We start from the raw sequence: 18,811 nt of genomic DNA, 5'->3' as shown, positions 1-18,811 counted from the left end.
CTCAGGCCGCCAAGGTGTGGCGCTTGCCAAACAGCGCCACACTCCCCACCCCCACCGCGCCCATCACCACGCAATACCCCACGCAAATCCACGGGCTGGTCGGCATCAATGCGATCAGCATCAGCGGTGTGGTGCTCGCCCACAGGGCGTAGGCGATGTTGTAGGTAAAGGAAATCCCCGAGACTCGCACTTGCGCCGGGAACAGCCCGACCATCACCGACGGCACCGCGCCCACCACGCCACAGCTCAGGCCCGCCACAGCATACGCCGCGCCCAGCCACACGCCGCCGGCGATGAGGCTGGCATACAGCATCGCGATGCCGGCCGGCAGCAACAGGCTGTAGACCAGCACCGCGCGCCAGGCGCCGATGCGGTCGACCAGCAAGCCAGCCAGTACACAGCCGATATTCAGGAACACGATGCCCAACGCGCTCAAGGCGAACGTGTGGCTGGGGCTCATGCCGAAGGTTTTCTGCATCATGGTCGGGGTGATCACCACAAGGACCACCACCGCCGAGGTCAGGACGCAGGTGAGGATCATCGCCGGCAGCAGCACGGCGCGATGGTCGCGTAACACGGTACGCAATGGCAGTTCGGCGGCGGCCTGGCGGCGGGCCTGCATTTCGAGGAACACCGGGGTTTCGCTGAGCCAGCGACGCAGCCACACGCCGATCACGCCGAACACACCACCGAGCAGGAACGGCAAGCGCCAGGCGTAGTCGAGGATTTCCGCCGGGGTGAAGACCTGCGCCAGCAGGGTGGCGGTCAGTGCGCCGAGCAGATAACCGAACGTCAGCCCGGCTTGCAGGAAACCCAAGGCGTAACCACGATGGTTGGGGGGCGCATGCTCCGCGACGAAGGTCCAGGCGCTTGGCACTTCACCGCCTACCGCCGCGCCCTGCAGTACACGCAGCGCCAGCAGGATCAGCGGGGCGAAATAGCCGATCTGCGCGTAGGTGGGCATGATCCCGATCAGCAGGCACGGCAAGGCCATCATCAGGATGCTCAAGCTGAATACGCGCTTGCGCCCCAGATGGTCGGCGAAGTGCGCCATGAGGATGCCACCCAGTGGGCGCGCCAGGTAGCCGGTCACGAAGATGCCGAAGCTTTGCAGCAAACGCAGCCACTCGGGCATTTCCGGGGGGAAGAACAGTTGGCTCAAGGTCAGCGCGAAAAACACGAAGATAATGAAGTCGTAGATTTCCAGGGCACCGCCCAGGGCGGCCAGGCCCAGGGTTTTGTAGTCGGAGCGGGAAAAACGCTGCGCCTGTGGAGAAAGGGTGGCAGTCATGTAGAGGCTCGGCAGACAAACAAAATGGCGTGCAGGTTATGAGCTGAGCCCGATGATGGCAATCACGGCAGATATATTTGTTTTCCTCATTGATCGATGAAGATAACTACATTCCCAAATCAAAGGCCGTAGCGGAACATGCCGGAAAATTGCCTGCACCATAATAATTACAAGAGGAAAGACTCGTGGCCGACGCTATCGAAGAAAGCCGCTATGCCCGATTTGCCCTGCGCTGTTCCAATTTCGCCGAACGCTGGTTCCCTGACTCCTGGGTGTTTGCTGCCCTCGCCGTGATCATTGTCGCCGTGGCGACCCTGGGCATGGGTGCAGCGCCGACCGAGGCCGCCAAGGCATTCGGCGATGGGTTCTGGAGCCTGATTCCGTTCACCATGCAGATGGCCTTCGTGGTGATCGGCGGTTATGTGGTCGCCAGTTCCCCGCCAGCGGTGAAGTTGATCGACCGCCTGGCCCGCATCCCGAAGAACGGCCGCTCGGCCGTGGCGTGGGTGGCGCTGATTTCCATGGTCGCCTCCCTGCTGAACTGGGGCCTGTCCCTGGTATTCGGCGGTTTGCTGGTGCGGGCGCTGGCGCGTCGCACGGATTTGCGCATGGATTACCGCGCAGCAGGTGCCGCTGCGTATCTGGGGCTTGGCGCCGTGTGGGCACTGGGTCTGTCGTCGTCCGCCGCACAGTTGCAGGCCAACCCGGCCAGCCTGCCGCCGTCGATCCTGGCGATCACCGGGGTGATTCCGTTCACCGACACGATCTTCCTGTGGCAATCCGGCGTGATGCTGCTGGCGTTGATCGTGGTGTCGCTGATCATCGCCTACGCCACCGCGCCCGGCCCGAACAGCGCCCGCGATGCGAAGGATTGCGGCGTCGACCCGGCCTTCAACCTGCCCAAGCTGCAAGCCCCGAGCCGCCCGGGCGAATGGCTGGAACACAGCCCGTTGCTGACCATCCTGCTGGCCCTGCTGGCAGCGGGCTGGTTGTTCCATGAGTTCTCGACCAAACCGGCGATCAGCGCCATCTCGGGGCTGAACACCTATAACTTCCTGTTCATCATGGTGGGTGCCCTGCTGCACTGGCGCCCGCGCAGCTTCCTTGATGCCGTGGCGCGCGCGGTGCCGACCACCACCGGCGTGCTGATCCAGTTTCCGCTTTACGGCTCGATCGCCGCGCTGATGACCGTGGTCAAGGGTGGCGACGGCCAGACCCTCGCGCACCATATCTCGACCTTCTTCACCTCCATCGCGTCCCACGACACCTATGCATTGCTGATGGGTGTGTACTCGGCGGTGCTGGGCTTCTTTATCCCGTCGGGCGGTGGCAAGTGGATCATCGAAGCGCCCTACGTGATGCAGGTGGCCAATGACCTGCAATACCACCTGGGCTGGGCGGTGCAGATCTACAACGCCGCCGAGGCGCTGCCGAACCTGATCAACCCGTTCTATATGCTGCCGCTTTTGGGAGTATTGGGCCTGAAGGCGCGAGACCTGATCGGGTTCTCGTTCGTGCAGTTGCTGGTGCACACACCGTTGGTGTTGTTCCTGCTGTGGGCGTTGGGGACGACGCTGAAGTATTTGCCGCCGGTGATGCCTTAATCAGCAGGCGAAGCACCTGTTGTTACAACAGGTGCTTCATGCAGATACGACGGGAAGATGCGTCAATAAGTCAGGCAAGGCGCTCTGGATCGTGTCCCAAACGACATCAAGGTTAATATCGAAATAACCGTGGGCGATTCGGTTGCGCATTCCGCGCATGCTACGCCATGGGACTTGTGAGTGACCTGCCGCAAAATCCGGATACTGGTCCATGATTTTCGTCGACGCTTCACCGATGATGATCAGACTCATGATCACAGCTTGCTGCGTACGTCGGTCCTCCAGAAACGTCTCTTTACTCAAACCTTCGACAAAAGTTATCGCGTCCGTTGCCGCCAGTCTGATGTGATCCAAGTAATCACCGAGGCGATTTGCTGTCATACCGGTTGAGCCTCAGCCAGAACCTTGGCACGAAACTTCAGAGGTAAATCGGCAGGCGTCACTACATCCACATTGACCCCGAGCAAATCCTCAAGCTCCACCTGAAGCCCACCCAAATCGAAAAGAGTGGTCCCCGGCGGCGCGTCGACTAAAAGATCAAGGTCACTGCCGTCCTGATCGGTACCCAGCAAAACAGACCCAAACACTCTGGGGTTTGAAATCCGAAAACGCCCGACAACTTCTCTGACGGCAGTGCGTTGTAGAGCCAGGGCGGTAGAAGGTTTCACGGCTCACCTCAGTGATATCCATTATCGGACCAGTCTAGCAGCGCTGGGCGCCCATAGACACATACATACCGCCCGCTAAAACGCCTGGCCCCAAATAGAAACGACAACATGAAAGCCAGCTCTCTGACCAGACGCGCGGGCTTATCTCACCGAAAAAGATGCAGTCACAGCCCAGGTGGAGTACTTGCGAGCAGGCAGCCAATTGGTGCTGCGTCTGCTGTGATTCGCTGACTCAAACCGCTGTCTTCGTTCCGTCACATTCCATTGTTACCGTTCCGGCGAAATATCTTGCAACATCTCGCCAGGGACTCCCGCAATGAGTGACGAGCACGAAGACCGCCCTTCCGCCGATTCCGTAGCCCAACCGCCGGTCGATACCAGCCGTCGGCGCTTCCTTGGGGGCGCGGCAGTGCTGGGGGTTGGTGCGACGTTGAGTGCCTGCGGCAACACAGGTGAAGCACCGGGCAAACCGGCAACTCGGCCGCTCACACCGCAAGAGCTGGACAAGGCCCTGCACGACCAGGTGAAAACCGTGGTGGTGATCTATGCCGAGAACCGCAGTTTCAACAACCTGTTTGCAGACTTTCCTGGCGTGGAGAAACCACTCTCGGCGCTGACCGCTGCCGACACGCAGCAACGCGACCGCGATGGCACGCTGCTGACCACCCTGCCCCCTGCCTGGGGCGGTGTATTGCAGGTCGGCCCGCAGACCGTGGATGGGGTGACGTACCCGAGCGAAGTGCAATTCCAGCAAAACCTGCCCAACGCCCCTTATGCGCTCAAAGGCCCGAACGCCGAAGACTTGCCTTTGAGCCTGGTCACCCGCGACCTGTGGCACGTGTTCTATCAGAACCAGATGCAGATCAACGGCGGCAAGAATGACGGTTTCGTCGCCTGGGCCGACTCCGGTGGCCTGGTGATGGGTCACTATGCCCAGAGCCGGTATGCCCTGCGCCTGTGGGACGTCGCCAAGGAATTTGTGCTCTGCGATAACTTCTTCCAGGGCGCGTTTGGTGGCTCGTTCCTCAACCACCAGTACCTGATCAGCGCTACCGCGCCGTTTTACCCGAATGCCGCGCAGTCGGTGGCCAAGGCACAGATTGCCACGCTGCAAAGCGATGACCCTGCCGACCCGCGTCTCAAGCCGCTGGACAAGTCCCCGGCCAGCGCCATGACCGGCCCGCCGCAGTTCGGTCCCAGCGCATTGACCCCGGATGGCTACGGGGTGAACACCCTGGCGCCGCCCTACTGGCCGACCTGGATTCGCGACCCGGAAAACCCTGATTATTCCAAGCCGGACCTGCCCAATGTGCTGGTGCCGCAGACCCACGAACACATCGGCGACAAGCTGTCGAAAAAGAACGTCGACTGGGCGTGGTACGCCGGCGCGTGGCAAGCGACGCTGGATCAGTTCAAGGATTCGGGCGGCATTCCGAAGATCCCGAACTTCCAGTACCACCACCAGCCATTCAACTACTTCAAGCAGCAGGGTCCGGAAAACCGCGCCGAGCGTGACAAACGCCTGCGCGATGGCGGCCTGGGCGATGAGCCAGGCACCAACAAATTCTTCGCCGACGCCCAAGCCGGCAAACTGCCCGCCGTGACCTTCTACAAGCCCCAGGGCAATCTCAACATGCACGCAGGGTATGCCGACGTGGCCTCGGGTGACCGCCATATCGTGCGTGCCCTGAAGGTACTGCAGGAAAGCCCGCAGTGGAAAAACATGGTGGTGGTGGTGACGGTCGATGAAAACGGCGGCTGGTGGGACCACGTCGCACCGCCCAAGGGGGACCGTTGGGGCCCGGGCACGCGGATTCCCGCCATCGTGGTCTCGCCGTTCGCACGCAAGGGCACGGTGGACCATACGGTGTACGACACCGCGTCGATCCTGCGCCTGATCACCCGGGTGTTCCAGCTGGAAACCCTGGACGGCCTCAAGCAACGCGATGAGGCGATGAGCGCTCGCGGGCAGAAGCCCATGGGCGATCTGACCAACACATTGCAGTTCAATGTGTAGGGTTTCTTATCCAATAGCGACACACCCGGCGATTTAGCACGCGGTTTTCCTGGTCAACCGCTACTGTGTGCACGTGGGCCTTCACCCCGCGCAGACGGGCTTTCGCTGACAAGGAATCGACTATGTTCAAACCGACCAGGCTGTCCTTCACCCTGGCCGCACTGATGGCGAGTGCGGTCGTACAGGCTGATATCGAGGTACCGCTGGGGAGTACGCAACGCGTCACCCAGCTTTTTGCGTTTCCCAACAACTGCAATGTGATCTGCTTTCGGCCATGGTCGCTGGAACAGACCGCCGAGCATTATCTGAACCAGAGCCTGCAACGGGACGGTTACAGCCGCGCCAAGGTCAGCGTGAAGAGCCACGACGGCCAGGTGTCGGCGAGCTTCAGCGGGGTGCCGGACACTTACGGCCAGCCGTTGACCAACCTGCTCAACACCGCAGACCTGGCCTACCAGGGCGCCAGTAAACTCAACAGCGACGGCAAGTGGGCGTACAACTGGTACCTGTTCCTGCCGCTGGGCATGGCCCTGGAGAACCGCAAAAGTATCGAGTTGCTGCACTTCCCGCCGGATTATTCACTGACCCAGGCCCAGGACTACCTGGAGTCGAAGACTACCGACCGCTGGGCGGCCCTGCTGACGGACAACGGTATCCCGGCCACTGAAACACCGGCCTACCAGACCATCATCGATATTGCGCCTATCGCCGCGCCCTCCAACGCCGGCAAGGACCTGGAGAACGTCTACAGCTACTTCACCGACTACCAGACGCGCATGGTCAAGGAACTGAGCCTGACCGCCAGTGGCTCGTTGCCGATGGTGGCGTTCGGTGCACCGGTGCGTAACTGGATCAAACAACAGTATGGTCAGACCGTCGGCGTACTGGGCCTGGCGCAGATCAGCCCTGCCGCCGGCAAAAGCGTCGCGGTACTGGGCGCCAACCACCCGAGCTACATCTGGTACGCGGCAGACCCGGCCACGTATGACGGGAACGAACAGAAGGCCGACGAGGCCGGCTTGAAGGTGATGGGCCAGGACTTGAGCGCCGCTTGCTGGCAGGCGGGCATGGGCCAGAAGCCGGCGAACGACCCGAATGTGCTGCTCAAGGCGTGCATGAATACCTGGCAGGTCACGCGCAAAGAGCAGACCTGCGAGCTGTTCTACACCTCGGTACGCGACCTGACGCCAGACCAGGCCAACGCCAAGTGCGCCACGCCGCCGGTCAAGACTCAACTCAAGCAGCTGAAAGACGCCGCTCCCGCCCCCAGCATCACCGCGCCTGCACTCTAGCCCGCCTACAACAACACCGGTTTCTACTGTCAGAGTTGACAGTAGAAATCGATCGCTCATTCAGCGAGTCTGGAGCCGCGATCATTCGCTGCAAGACTGGTAGTCAGACACTCTCCGCAGGTCGATGCAGCCCACCCGAGGAGCGTTATGAAGACTCAAGCCATGGACAAGGCTAAGACCGCTGTGAGTGACTGGCTTTATCCCTTCACCCCACAGCCGGAAAAGGGCTATCCCTCGACAACCCATTTCGAAGTGATAGCCGCCCCGGACGGCACTGGCGCCGGTATCAAGGCCCGCGTGGCCTTTGACAGCCGCGTGTGCATCGCCAAAATCTCCGGCTACGCCGTGAGCGAACGCCGTCGGCACACCTTGCAGTTGTCGTCACGCATCCATTTGTACGATGCATGGTTCTGCGGCTTGCTCTCGCACTCCTGCACACCAAACGTGTTTCTGGACCTGCAATACCTGGAAGTCTGGACCCTGCATGAGATCCGGGCCGGCAGCCTGCTGACCATCGACTACGCCCACAGCGAGGACAGCCTGTGGCGGCAGTTCGCTTGCGACTGCGGCGAGCTGAACTGCCGGGGCTGGATCACCGGTCGCGATGAGCCACTGAACGCCGAGGGCCAGGCGTTCATGGCCCAATGGCGCGACCGTAAGCGCCCTTAGGCTTCGCCCAGCGGACGCAGGCGATACTGCGGCGGCAGTTGCTCGAAACCGCTGATGGTGGTGTTCAAGCTCTTCCAGCGACCGTCCTTGATGCCATAGATGCAACCATGCACCGACAGGCTCTGCCCACGGTGCCAGGCGTTCTGCACGATGCTGGTATGGGCGACGTTGGCCACTTGCTGGATCACGTTCAGCTCGCAGAGGCGGTCGACGCGTTCTTCTTCGGTCGGCAGTTGGGCCAGTACGTCACGGTTTTCGTAGTAAAGGTCACGAATGGTGCGCAACCAGCCATCGATCAGGCCGAACTGACTGTCCTGCATCGAAGCACGTACGCCACCGCAGCCATAGTGGCCGGTAACGAGGATGTGTTTGACCTTGAGCACGTCGACGGCGTATTGGATCACCGACAGGCAATTGAGGTCGGTGTGCAACACCACGTTCGCCACGTTGCGGTGTACGAACAGATCACCGGGCAACATGCCGACAATCTCGTTGGCTGGTACGCGGGCGTCGGAACAGCCGATCCACAGGTATTCCGGGGTTTGCTGGCGGGCGAGCTTGGCGAAGAATTCGGGATCTTCCTGTTTGATCGCGTCCGCCCAGCGTTCATTGTTATCAAGCAGGTCTTGTAGTTCGTTCATCAGGGTAACCCTCAGGAATGATGCGCAGTTTTGTGACTGACAAGCCCTCGTCCAGGTCACGCCGCACGCAAATTAGCTTGAATTTTTGGGGAGCCAGGCCTGTCCACACACTATAAGCCCCACAGTATGAGGATTGGCCATGACTGAATCACGACGTCCCTACGGTGCCGCGCAGCCGCCCGCCATCGACGACAACGAAGACCGCATGGGCTCGGTGCGCGAGCTGGATTTTGACAAGGAAACCCCCACGGCGCAGCGCGGTGATGATTTGACACCGGAAACGCTGATCAAGGAAGACGGTGCACGCGATGCTGCCGAGGAAGGCAACGATAATCCGGCGGATTACGACTTGAGCATCGTGGACGAAGATGACATTGGTGGCGGTAATGGGTTGGATGAGGCCGAACTGGCAGATATTGACCCCGTTGACGGTAACCGCTGATCCCTGTGGGAGCTGGCTTGCCTGCGATGGCGGTATCGAATGACCCACCGTCATCGCGGGCAAGCCCGGCTCCCACAGAAAGCGGTTTTTCAAATTGGAGATGCGTATCTAGTCGACCAGGGTGCAGGCCATGACAACCGCATCTTCGCGGCCACCCACCGCGGGGTAGTAGTCGCGGCGACGGCCGATTTCGTTGAACCCATAGCGCTCGTAAAGGCGGAAAGCACCGGTATTGCTGTCACGCACTTCCAGGAAACACTCCCGGGCGCTGGCGGCATAGGCGCGGGACATCAAATGTTCCAGCAACGCCAGGCCGAGGCCACGGCCCTGGTTTTCCGGTTTGACGGTGATGTTCAGCAGGTGTGCTTCGTCGAGAATGATCTGCACCACGCCGTGGCCCACCTGTTGTTCGCCTTCGAACATCAGCCAGATCTGGTATTTGCCCAACCCATCGAGAAAGATCCCGCGGGTCCAAGGGTGGCTGAACGCCGCGTATTCGATTTTCAGCACGGCATCGAGGTCGGCCTCGGTCATCGGGCGGAAGGATAGAGCATCACTCATCGGTCGTTTTCCAGCGCGCCATCAGCCGGCGCATGGCTTGCCACACATCAGCCTTGCGCTGTGGCTCTTCCATTAACAGTTCCAGGCCCGGCAGGGCCCATACCGAGCCCAGGCCTTCGACCTGTAGCTCGCGGTACCAGGCTTCGGCGTTCGCTTCGCCGGCAAAACGGACGGCGGGCAGGCCGATCAGCCACAGGCACACGCTGGGTTCGTCTTCCAGACGGGCGGACACAAAACCTTGCACAAAATCCCGGGCAGCGTCGGGCCCCTGATCCAGGGTGCCGCGTGCCAGCAACGGCCAGCGCACCGGGTCGCCGACGATCTGCGGGCTATCGGGCAGGCCGGCGGCGCGCAGCATATCCTTGAGCAGCAAATACGCGGGGTCGCGGGCCTGGAAACGCTCGCCGGTCGGCAGCTCCACCAGCAGCAGGCAACGCCCGGCCCGCAGCAATTGCAGGGCAAAACGCGGCGGCGGGACCACCGGAGCCTTGACCACGGGAGCTGCCTCTTCGGCCACCACGGCCTTGGCGACCGATGAAGGCCGTGGCACTTCGATCCTGGCCCGCTCCACCACTGGGCGCACGGGCGCGGCCGGCTTGATTACCGCGACAGGCGCTGCCGCCTCCTCGCCCGACGTTTCGAACGCCTCATAGGGCTCAAGCGCCTGCAACAGCTCGGGCCGTGACGGCGCGGCAAACGGCAGTTCGGTGCGGGGCAACCAGTTGACCACCTGCATGGCGGTCAAGTAAGCGCGACGTCGGGACTCGATAAGCACAGCTCGGCCACTTGTGGATAACTGAAAGTGCGGGGATTCTACCGCTGTTCGGTAACAATCGCCCACTGTGCACTGACCGGCTGTGGATAAATCCCGCGCCCGATGCAGTACAATCGCGACTTTTAATCGCCAACCAGCCGGCCATTCCCATGATCGAACCCAAGCGCGTCCTGCGCGCCCTCGCCGAACACTGGGCCTTACTTGAGCCACTGTGCGAACACTTCGACCAAGGCACCCTGAGCCTGGGTGAACTGCGCGCGCAACTGGCCGCCCAACAACTGGACAGCACGCCCCAGGACATCACCAACCTGCTGGACGTGTGGATTCGCCTGGACATCCTGGTACCTGTCGCCAAAAGCCCGAACCGTTTCGAGCTCAACGCGCAGATCCATGACTTCCTGGCGTACCTTCGCAAGGAGCACCGGCTTGGCCTGTGCCTGGAGATCGAAGCCTACCTGCGCCACCTCGAGCGCCTGGCCGGTTATATCCAGGACGCCTTCGACATCCGGGATGGCCACGACCTGGCCCGCCAACTGCGCCTGCTCGACATGCGTGTGCGCGACGTACTCAAAAAACTCGCCAACGACGAACAGGCCCTCGCCGCCGTGGCCGACCGGGCCAAGACCAGCGACCGGCAGATCCCGTTGCGCCAGCGCTACGCCGAGGTGCTGGCGACCTGGGACGAATACGTCGAGCCGATGATCCAACTGGTGAACGCCGATGGCGCCTTTGAGCAAGGCGTGCGCAAGGTGGAAAACGTGCTGTTGCGCCTGCTCACCGAGCAACAGCGCCTCGGCCACCTGGTGGACGACGACATGTTGCTGCGCACCCACGCGCGCATCCTCGAAATGCAGACCAGCGCCCAGCTGACCTTGCGCCATGCGCGCGAACTGCTGCTGCCGTTGCGTGAAGAAGCGCGCCGTCACAATGCCGTGACCCGTGGCGCGGCGTTGGCCCTGTCGGCGATCCGCCGCAAGGGCCTGGACGCGGTGCCGCAAGCGGCGATGCCGATGTTCACCCGGCCGCAAAGCACATTCCTGGGCAGCGCGAACCAGGTCGAGGCGTATGTGTACGCCTTGGCCAAGTTCGAGCCGAAACCGGCGCGTTTCCCCAAGGCGCACAAGTCCTACAAAGGCGACGCCCCACGTGCGCCGCGCACGGTCAAGGAAATGCTCGAGCGCTGCGAAGACGCCCTGCCGATGCCCGACCTGATGACCTGGTTGCTGGAGCAGGAGCCCAACGGCGCCACCGACGAATTGCTGTACTGGTTCTCTCGCCTGTCACGGGAAAAACGCTTCAAGCGCGAACGCCTGGAACGACGTGACTACCACACACAGGAGCATCAGGTCAGCCTGCGCTCCTTCGCCCTGCTCCCGGCCAGCACCGACTCTGCCGAGAATTCTGCGAGCACGCCTTATGCATCTTGATCTATCCGAACTGTCCCAGCTGGCGCCGATCTTTCGCGAGCTGTTCAAGGGTTACCACGTCAGCCGCCGCGACCCGGAGCTGTACGCGCAACTGTCGAACTTCCAGGACCAGTACCGTACGCTGTTCAAGGCCCTGGGCTTCGAGCTGGTGTGCGATACCCGGGGTTTCTACTACTTCGTGCCCGACACCGCCGCTGCCGCCGCGCAGGTGAACAAGACGGCGCAGCGCCTGGCGCTGTTCACCTTCATCATCGTCGAGCACCTGGCCGACCAGGGCCGCGACCCGATCGCCGTGCTCGACGGCGGCAGCCTGGGCCGCGATGAACTGCCATCGCTGCTGGAAAAGTACCGCGATCTGTTCATTCAGGCCGAGGTACAGACCCAGGAAGAACTCGAAGAGAAAATCATGCGCCGCATGACCCAACTGGGCTTTGCCAGCGAAGACAACGGCGTGTACCGCTTCCTGCCGCCGATGCACCGTTTCCTCGACGTGTGCCTCTCGGTGCAGCAGGACCGCGACCTGGCCGCCAGCGTGCACAGCGTACTGCCGTTGCCGGCGCCGGTGATCATCGACGAAGACAGCGACGAAAAACTGCTGCAGACCGATGACCCACTGGACCTGAGCGACTTCTCTGAAGAAAGCGAAGAAGACGCCCTGGCCCGCGCCATTGCCGAAGAACAGGAGACCGACGCATGAGCAAGGAACGCTACGGCATCCGCCGCTTCGCCCTATTGAACACCGCCGGTTACAGCCTGGGGTTGTTCCCGCTGGAAGAGCCGCTGTCGGTATACGGTGCGAACAACCTGGGTAAATCGGCTTCGATCAACGCCCTGCAATTCCCGATTCTGGCGCGTATGTCGGACATGAGTTTCGGCAAATACACTCTGGAACAGTCCCGGCGCTTCTACTTTGCCTCCGACACCAGTTACATTCTGGTGGAAGTCGCCCTGCCCCATGGCCCGCACGTGATCGGCGTGGTCGGGCGCGGTCCCGGCGGTGGCTTCGGGCACCAGTTCTTTGCCTATGCGGGCAAACTGGACCTCGCGCATTACCAGAAGAACGACACCTGCCTGCGTCAGAAAGAGCTGTTCACCAATCTTGAGCGCGAGGGCCTGAAGGCCTACGAGCTCAAGCCCGATGAACTGCGCCGCTTGCTGGTGGGCGGTCACACGTCGATCCCGCTGGACCTGACCCTGATTCCGCTGCGCTCCACCAGCGAACAGAGCCTGAAGACGTTCCGCGCGCTGTTCATCAACCTGCTGCACATGCGCGAAATCACTGCGGCCAAGCTCAAGCAACTGTTCCTGGATGCGTTCGAACACAGCTTGCGCTCCGGTAGCGTGGACTACATCGCAGCGTGTGAAGAAGCCTTCCGCGATGTGCGACGCATGGAGCAGGACTACAACTCGCTGGTGGCCGCCGGCCCTCTGGTGGAAGCGTTGTCCAATGGTGTGAAACAACGCGACATTCTGCGCGGCAAATTGCACCGCCTGTCGCCGTTGCTGGATTCGTTGCTAGGCACCTGGTCGGACTATGCAGGCTCGCGCAAGGAAGAGCTGACCATCCAGGCCGAGCACTACCGCAACGAGCAGGACTCACTGCAAAACGATCAGCGCGGCAGCACCCAGGAACTGATGCGTCTGGAGCGCGAAATCAGCGGCATTCAGCGCTGGCTGGGCGAATTGTCGGTGCTGAAGAATCGCTTTGCGCTGGTGGATGACGTCAAGGTGCTGGAGCAGCAACTGTTGGCGGCCAAGGATGCCCACGATGAGCTGGCCGGCGCATTGGCGCAATCCCGTCAGTTCAGCGCCGAAGACCTGGACGAGCGCCTGCGGGACCTGGAAAAACGCTTGAAGTCGGTCAAGCAGCAGTTGGATCACGCTGACAACAACAGCTACGCCAAGCTGCGGGAGGAATTCTCGCAGCAGGATGTCGAGCGTCTGATGCGGCTGTTCAACAGCTCGTTGTTCAGCTTGCCGCTGGGCGAGCATGGCATCTCGCTGGACGAGGATGGCCAGTGGGTCAAATCCCTCGAACAGATTCTGGATGGTTTCAAGGGCGAGCGGTTTGAAGTGCAGGGTCTGTCCATCGACATCTCCCACATCGAGCCACCGGCACTGCAAGCGCTGGCGGACCGCGCCGCCTTGCGCGACCAGAAAGAGCGTCTGGAAAAAGAGCTCAAGCAGCTGAAAACCCAGCAAGCCGTGGCGGCTGACCGCGCAGCGAGCAAAACCCAGACCGAAGCGCTGTACCAGCAGGTGCTGGATGCGCAAAAAGCGCTGGAAGACTTCCGCCGTACGCAGACCCTGAGCGCCGAGGAAGGCGAGAAGCTGGAGCAATTGGCGCAGATGGAAGCGGCGCAGGACGAGTTGAAGCGTTCCAGCGACGCCTTCACTGAACGCGTTCAGCAGTTGTCGGCCAAGTTGCAACTGGTGGGTCGTCAGATTGCCGATATGGAAGCCAAGCAGCGCACGCTGGATGACGCGCTGCGTCGTCGCCAGCTGTTGCCGGCGGACCTGCCCTTCGGCACGCCGTTCATGGACCCGGTCGATGACTCCATGGACAACTTGTTGCCGCTGCTCAATGACTATCAGGACAGCTGGCAGGGTTTGCTGCGCGTCGATGGCCAGATTGAAGCGCTGTACGCCCAGGTGCGCCTCAAGGGCGTGGCCAAGTTCGACAGCGAGGATGATGTGGAGCGTCGCCTGCAACTGCTGATCAACGCGTACGCACACCGGACCGATGAGGCACTGACCCTGGGCAAGGCGCGTCGCGCGGCAGTCACCGATATCGCGCGGACCCTGCGCAATATCCGCAGCGACTACGACAGCCTCGAGCATCAGTTGGCCCTGTTCAACCGTGAGATCAACAAACGCCAGGTCTCCAACCTGCAGAGCTTCCGTATCGTACTGGCGCCGAACAAGGAAGCGCTCAAGCACATCGACCAGATCATCCACAGTGCCGGCCAGTATGAGGAAGGCGAGACGCTGTCGGTGTTCGACCTCAGCCAAAGCGCCGAGCAGGACAACAAGAACGAGGAAGCCAAGGAGTATCTGGCACGCCTGGTGGCGGCCAACCATAACCAGTTGGGCCTCAAGGATCTGTTCGAACTGGCGTTCGAGATCACCAAGGTGCATGGCCAACCGGTGATTCATACCGACATTGATGGCGCGGCCTCCAACGGCACCACCATGACTATCAAGGCGCTGACCAACATGTATTTGTTGCTGCACTTGATGGACCGCGACCAGGCCGGGCGCGTGCGCTTGCCGTACTACCTCGACGAGGCAGCGGACATCGACGAGAAAAACCAGGCAGCATTGCTGGAAACCAGCTTGCAGTTGGGCTTCGTACCGATTCTGGCCAGTGTGAAACCGCAGGTGTCCGCCCAGGTGGCGATCGACCTGGAGGGTGGCAGCGGGCCGAACGGGATCTATATCGATGAGGCGGACTGGAAGTACATTCGTCGTCACGATGTGGTGAAGGCGACGATGAATGTGCAGGCGGATGAGCCGGAGCTGGATGAGGTCTGACCTTTTCGGCTGAAATGCAAAAGGCCCCTGGGTGAGAATCCAGGGGCCTTTTTTGTTGTCTGTTCGGGCCTCATCGCGGGCAAGCCCGGCTCCCACATAAGTCCGCGTATATCCTTTTGGGAATGCGGTCGAATGTGGGAGCGGCGGTGCGACGACTCGACTTGCTCGCGAATGGCGCGACTCGGTTTATTTGCCGAGTGGGATTTTCGGCGCCCAGGTCAGCCATTCATCCTCAAACTTGTCGAACAGCGGGAAGGTCTGTTGAGGCCGTGCAGCGTTGCCCATTCGCTCGCCATCGGGTGTCGCAAAGGCGATACCACCGGCAACCAGGGTTTCCAAAGACTCGGTACGCACCGTCGCGCCTTTGAACAGGCCAAAGTCGAGGCCGAAACCACTGGTGTTCCAGAAGCGGCTGCCACTGCGGACCAGCGGCGCATATTTCGGCTCGATAAGGATGTGGATAAGTACACGGTCAGCAGTCTGGCCCAGCTCATAGCCGGTGACCTTGCCGACGGTCACTTCACGGTAGGTGACGGGAACACCTTCCTTCAGCGAGCCGCGACGTGCAGCGCTGAGTACCAGGCTCAGGCCCTCTTCCTGATGAACAGCTTCTGGCGGTTGGTCCAGCGCCACGAAGCTTTTTTGCGGCGCGGTGTTTTTAACGGCAGGTTGCACTTCGATGTATTGCCCGGTGACCAGGGTTTCCAGGTTCGAGGTTTTCATCAACCCCAACTCCGGCTTGACCACCCAGAACTGGCTGCCCGTGCGCGCGATGCGGTCGGCCACTTGGGTAATACGCGCACCAAGCAATACCGATTGCATGTCGGCACTCAGGTCGACGCTTTCGATCTTGCCCACGTCCAACCCTTTGAAACGGATCGGCGTGCCGGGACGTAGCCCGTCGGCCCGGTCGACCTTGATCGTCACAAGGGTGCCGTGCTGGTTGGCCGCTTCACGGTCGGCAAAGAGGCGGAAGCGTGGGATGCGCTTTTTCAGCGGTACGTTCGGCTCGGGGGTTTCAAAGGCGATACCGCCGGCCATCAAACTGGCCAGGGACTCGCTTTTCACCTGGATGCCACCCGTCAGGCCGCCCGTCAAGGTAACGCCACTGGCGTTCCAGAAACGTGTGGAGCCGTTGACCAGGTTCTCATATTCCTTCTCGATGTGAACGCCGATCACCAGTTGCTTGTTCTTGCGCGAGAACTGGTAGCTCTGTACCGAGCCGACCTTGACCTGCTTATAGAGGACCGGGCTGCCCACATCCAGGGAGCCCAGGTTGTCGGTGAGCAGCACCATGTGCAGGCCAGGAGAGCGCAGGTCCAACGGCGGCGCCTTGGCACGGGCGACAAATTCGCGTTGTGGGGCGCTGCCCTTGTCGCCAGGACGAATGGCGATGTAGTTGCCTTTGACCAATGCTTCCAGGCCAGTGATACCGGCCAGGGAAATGGAGGGTTTGACCACCCAGAACTGCGTGTCGTTAACCAGGTAGTCTTCGGCCAGAGGGTCGAGGGTCAGCTCGGCATTGGCGCTGGACAGGTCCGGGTCGATCTTGAGTGTCTTCAGACTACCGACCTGAATGCCTTTGTACATCACTGGTGTACGACCAGCCTGCAGGCCCTCGAAGTCAGTGAGTTTGACCTTGACCTTGATACCGGCAGCAGCGGCATCGAAATCTTCATAGAGGCGGAACGGCAGGTTTGGATCCGTCGGCGGGCTGTCCTTGCGGTTCTCGGGCGTGGCAAAGGCAATACCGCCGGCGACGATACTGGAGAGGGATTCACTGCGGACCTTCACCCCGGAGAGGTTGGCGTCGATGCTGATGCCGCTGGCATTCCAGAAACGCGTGTGTTTGCGCACCAGGCTTGCGTAGGTCGGTTCGATGTAGACCTTGATCTCCACGGTGCTCTGGTCTTCGGAGAGCAGGTAGCTTTTGACCTGGCCGACCTGGATCTGCTTGTAGAACACCGGGCTGCCGCGGTTGAGCGATCCCAGACGGTCGGCCTTGATGGTCAAGTGCAGACCCGGCTTGGCGTCGGAAAGCGGAGGCTCTTCGGAGAGTGCCTTGAATTTACGGGTGGGCTCGCCGTCGCCAGGGCTGGCGGCGATGTAGTTACCCGAGACCAGGGTTTCCAAGCCGGTGATGCCGGCGAGGCTGACACTGGGTTTGACCAGCCAGAAGCGGGTGTTGGTCTTGAGGTATTGCTCGACGTCCTTGTCCATCTCGATGGTGGCAATTACGCCGCGATTGTTGCCCTCGTCGTCCAGAGCCAGGGTCTTGACCTTGCCTACCGGCATGCCTTTGTAGACCACTTCGGTCTTGTTGACCTGGATACCTTCACCACTTTCAAAGCGCACCTGAATCTCGATGCCTTGCTGGGAATAGGCACGCCACCCCAGCCAGCCGCCGATGATCAGGGCGATCAGAGGCAACACCCAGATGGCCGACCAGTTTGAGGCTGGGCGGGTTTTAGCTTTAGGCAAATCACTCATGGTCGTCGTCCGACTCCGTGTTATCCCAAATCAGTCGGGGATCAAAAGTTACTGCGGCAAGCATCGTCAAGATCACCACACTGGCGAACGCCGCGGCACCGAGATTGGCCTCGACACTGGCGAGTCGCCCAAAATTTACAACCGCCACCAGGATGGCGATCACGAAGATATCCAGCATGGACCAGCGTCCAATGAACTCGATAAAGCGGTACATCACGATACGTTGTTGCGCGGACAACGGCTGATGGCGCTGCACCGAAAACAGTAGCAGACCTATGCCCACCAGCTTGAAGGTCGGCACAAGAATGCTGGCGACAAACACCACGGCGGCGATCGGGAACATACCGTGTTGCACCAGTTGAATCACGCCGGCCATGATCGTACTGGGGTCTCCCTGGCCAAGAGAATTGATGGTCATGATGGGTAGCAGGTTGGCAGGGATGTACAGAATGGCAGCGGTGATCAGTAACGCCCACGTACGTGCAAGGCTGTTGGGCCGACGAGGGTGGATCAAAGCACCGCAGCGGGTGCAGATTTGTTCGTCGGTGTCGGGTTCCTGTTTGTTCAACTCGTGACATTCGGTACAAATCAGAATGCCCGCATCAATCGCCCGCATGGTCATCCTCTCCAGACAATGCCTGCCAGATCTGGTGGGGCGACATCACCACCTCCAGCAGTACCTGAACCATTAACAAACTGATGAAACAGACCAGCCCCAGACCAATGGTGATGGAGGCCATGTCGGCGAGTTTTACGATCGCCACCAGCACGCCCATCAGGTAGACCTCCAGCATCCCCCAATCTTTCATATGGTGGTAGATGCGGTATAGCAGCAGCCCATAACTGCGGCCGATCCTCCAGCGAATGCTGAGCAACACAGCCAACTGACAAAGCAGCTTGAGCAAGGGAATGCCCATGCTGCATAAAAACACCACGGCGGCGACGCCTTGCATACCGGTATCGAACAAACCGACTACGCCGCTCCATACAGTGTCTTCTGAGGACTGCCCGAGTAGATTGAGCTGCATGATGGGCAGAAAGTTCGCAGGGATGTATAGCAATAGCGCAGCGAGTACCAACGCGAGGCTTCGCTCAACGACATTGTGCCGATGGGCGTACAGCTCATAACCGCAACGTGGGCATTGGGCTTTTTCGCCGAGTGCGAGCGTCGGCTTACGCATCAATAAGTCGCACTCATGGCATGCCACCAGATCGTCCAGTGGTAGATCCGAAACCTTGAGGGCATCGACCGGATCGGGCATATATAGGGCTCGGACTCTAAAAAAGATTAGGCGCCTATTCTAGTGGTCTGGTTCAGAAATAACTGTGCAATTTTGTCAGGAGGTTTTCACCCGCCCAAAACAAAACCCCATCTGCTTTCGCAAATGGGGTTTCGGAAT

Annotated in this window: 17 protein-coding genes; 8 read left to right on the top strand and 9 right to left on the bottom strand. The window is 60.7% G+C overall.

What is annotated here, in order from left to right:
• Position 1 precedes the first annotated feature (1 nt).
• Complete coding sequence (locus ACW9IN_RS14920) at positions 2-1,291, bottom strand: MFS transporter (protein ID WP_457366610.1); 1,290 nt, start codon at positions 1,289-1,291, stop codon at positions 2-4.
• Positions 1,292-1,476: 185 nt separating this feature from the next.
• Here ACW9IN_RS14920 and ACW9IN_RS14915 point away from each other — a divergent pair, with 185 nt between their 5' ends.
• Positions 1,477-2,895 carry a short-chain fatty acid transporter gene (locus ACW9IN_RS14915; protein ID WP_457366609.1) on the top strand — a complete coding sequence of 473 codons (1,419 nt, stop codon included), beginning with the start codon at positions 1,477-1,479 and terminating at the stop codon, positions 2,893-2,895.
• 36 nt (positions 2,896-2,931) lie between these two features.
• On the opposite strand, the gene ACW9IN_RS14910 is transcribed toward ACW9IN_RS14915, so the two are convergent.
• Positions 2,932-3,276, bottom strand: coding sequence for a HepT-like ribonuclease domain-containing protein (locus ACW9IN_RS14910; RefSeq protein ID WP_457366608.1), 345 nt, complete (start codon positions 3,274-3,276; stop codon positions 2,932-2,934).
• Complete coding sequence (locus tag ACW9IN_RS14905; protein WP_457366607.1) at positions 3,273-3,563, bottom strand: nucleotidyltransferase family protein; 291 nt, start codon at positions 3,561-3,563, stop codon at positions 3,273-3,275. The genes ACW9IN_RS14910 and ACW9IN_RS14905 overlap by 4 nt, the downstream gene beginning before the upstream one ends.
• A 316-nt stretch (positions 3,564-3,879) precedes the next feature.
• On the opposite strand from ACW9IN_RS14905, the gene acpA reads away from it, so the two are divergent.
• The 3 genes from acpA (at position 3,880) to ACW9IN_RS14890 (ending at position 7,541) form a co-directional block, all read left to right on the top strand.
• Entirely contained in the window at positions 3,880-5,580 is a 1,701-nt protein-coding gene (acpA, locus tag ACW9IN_RS14900; RefSeq protein WP_457366606.1) for an acid phosphatase, read from the top strand.
• Between the two features lie 122 nt (positions 5,581-5,702).
• Complete coding sequence (locus tag ACW9IN_RS14895; RefSeq protein ID WP_457366605.1) at positions 5,703-6,872, top strand: hypothetical protein; 1,170 nt, start codon at positions 5,703-5,705, stop codon at positions 6,870-6,872.
• 147 nt (positions 6,873-7,019) lie between these two features.
• Positions 7,020-7,541, top strand: a complete 522-nt coding sequence (locus tag ACW9IN_RS14890; protein ID WP_457366604.1) for an SET domain-containing protein-lysine N-methyltransferase — start codon at positions 7,020-7,022, stop codon at positions 7,539-7,541.
• Here ACW9IN_RS14890 and can read toward each other — a convergent pair.
• Positions 7,538-8,182, bottom strand: a complete 645-nt coding sequence (gene can, locus ACW9IN_RS14885; RefSeq protein WP_457366603.1) for a carbonate dehydratase — start codon at positions 8,180-8,182, stop codon at positions 7,538-7,540. The two genes, ACW9IN_RS14890 and can, sit on opposite strands and share 4 nt — an antisense overlap.
• Before the next feature lie 139 nt (positions 8,183-8,321).
• Between can and ACW9IN_RS14880 the strand changes: the two genes are divergently transcribed.
• Positions 8,322-8,624 carry a serine kinase/phosphatase gene (locus ACW9IN_RS14880; RefSeq protein WP_457366602.1) on the top strand — a complete coding sequence of 101 codons (303 nt, stop codon included), beginning with the start codon at positions 8,322-8,324 and terminating at the stop codon, positions 8,622-8,624.
• A gap of 108 nt (positions 8,625-8,732) precedes the next feature.
• Here ACW9IN_RS14880 and rimI read toward each other — a convergent pair whose 3' ends face one another.
• Together rimI and ACW9IN_RS14870 are read right to left on the bottom strand one after the other, a co-directional pair.
• A complete protein-coding gene (rimI, locus tag ACW9IN_RS14875) occupies positions 8,733-9,185 on the bottom strand; it encodes a ribosomal protein S18-alanine N-acetyltransferase (RefSeq protein ID WP_457366601.1) in 453 nt (150 codons plus the stop codon).
• Positions 9,178-9,921, bottom strand: coding sequence for an energy transducer TonB (locus ACW9IN_RS14870; RefSeq protein WP_457366684.1), 744 nt, complete (start codon positions 9,919-9,921; stop codon positions 9,178-9,180). Before ACW9IN_RS14870 ends, rimI begins: the two co-directional genes overlap by 8 nt.
• 188 nt (positions 9,922-10,109) lie before the next feature.
• Here ACW9IN_RS14870 and mksB point away from each other — a divergent pair, with 188 nt between their 5' ends.
• From mksB to mksF, 3 genes are read left to right on the top strand one after another with little or no spacing between them, the layout of a single operon-like run.
• Positions 10,110-11,387 (top strand): Mks condensin complex protein MksB, encoded by a 1,278-nt coding sequence (gene mksB / locus ACW9IN_RS14865; RefSeq protein ID WP_457366600.1) that lies wholly within the window; start codon positions 10,110-10,112, stop codon positions 11,385-11,387.
• On the top strand, positions 11,377-12,084 hold the full coding sequence (gene mksE, locus ACW9IN_RS14860) for an Mks condensin complex protein MksE (protein WP_457366599.1): 708 nt from the start codon (positions 11,377-11,379) through the stop codon (positions 12,082-12,084). The genes mksB and mksE overlap by 11 nt, the downstream gene beginning before the upstream one ends.
• A complete protein-coding gene (gene mksF, locus ACW9IN_RS14855) occupies positions 12,081-14,921 on the top strand; it encodes an Mks condensin complex protein MksF (RefSeq protein ID WP_457366598.1) in 2,841 nt (946 codons plus the stop codon). Before mksE ends, mksF begins: the two co-directional genes overlap by 4 nt.
• Before the next feature lie 186 nt (positions 14,922-15,107).
• On the opposite strand, the gene ACW9IN_RS14850 is transcribed toward mksF, so the two are convergent.
• Genes ACW9IN_RS14850 through ACW9IN_RS14840 form a run of 3 tightly spaced genes read right to left on the bottom strand, consistent with a single transcriptional unit; the run spans position 15,108 to position 18,673 of the window.
• Positions 15,108-17,411: an MlaD family protein gene (locus ACW9IN_RS14850; RefSeq protein ID WP_457366597.1), complete on the bottom strand. Its 2,304-nt coding sequence runs from the start codon at positions 17,409-17,411 to the stop codon at positions 15,108-15,110.
• Positions 17,404-18,027: a paraquat-inducible protein A gene (locus tag ACW9IN_RS14845; RefSeq protein ID WP_457366596.1), complete on the bottom strand. Its 624-nt coding sequence runs from the start codon at positions 18,025-18,027 to the stop codon at positions 17,404-17,406. The genes ACW9IN_RS14850 and ACW9IN_RS14845 overlap by 8 nt, the downstream gene beginning before the upstream one ends.
• Positions 18,014-18,673, bottom strand: coding sequence for a paraquat-inducible protein A (locus tag ACW9IN_RS14840; RefSeq protein WP_457366595.1), 660 nt, complete (start codon positions 18,671-18,673; stop codon positions 18,014-18,016). Before ACW9IN_RS14840 ends, ACW9IN_RS14845 begins: the two co-directional genes overlap by 14 nt.
• Between the last annotated feature and the right edge of the window lie 138 nt (positions 18,674-18,811).

This window comes from Pseudomonas sp. SDO5271_S396 (genome assembly GCF_054071795.1).
Note: the sequence above shows the minus strand (reverse complement) of the source record. Positions and strands in the feature narration are given on the sequence as shown.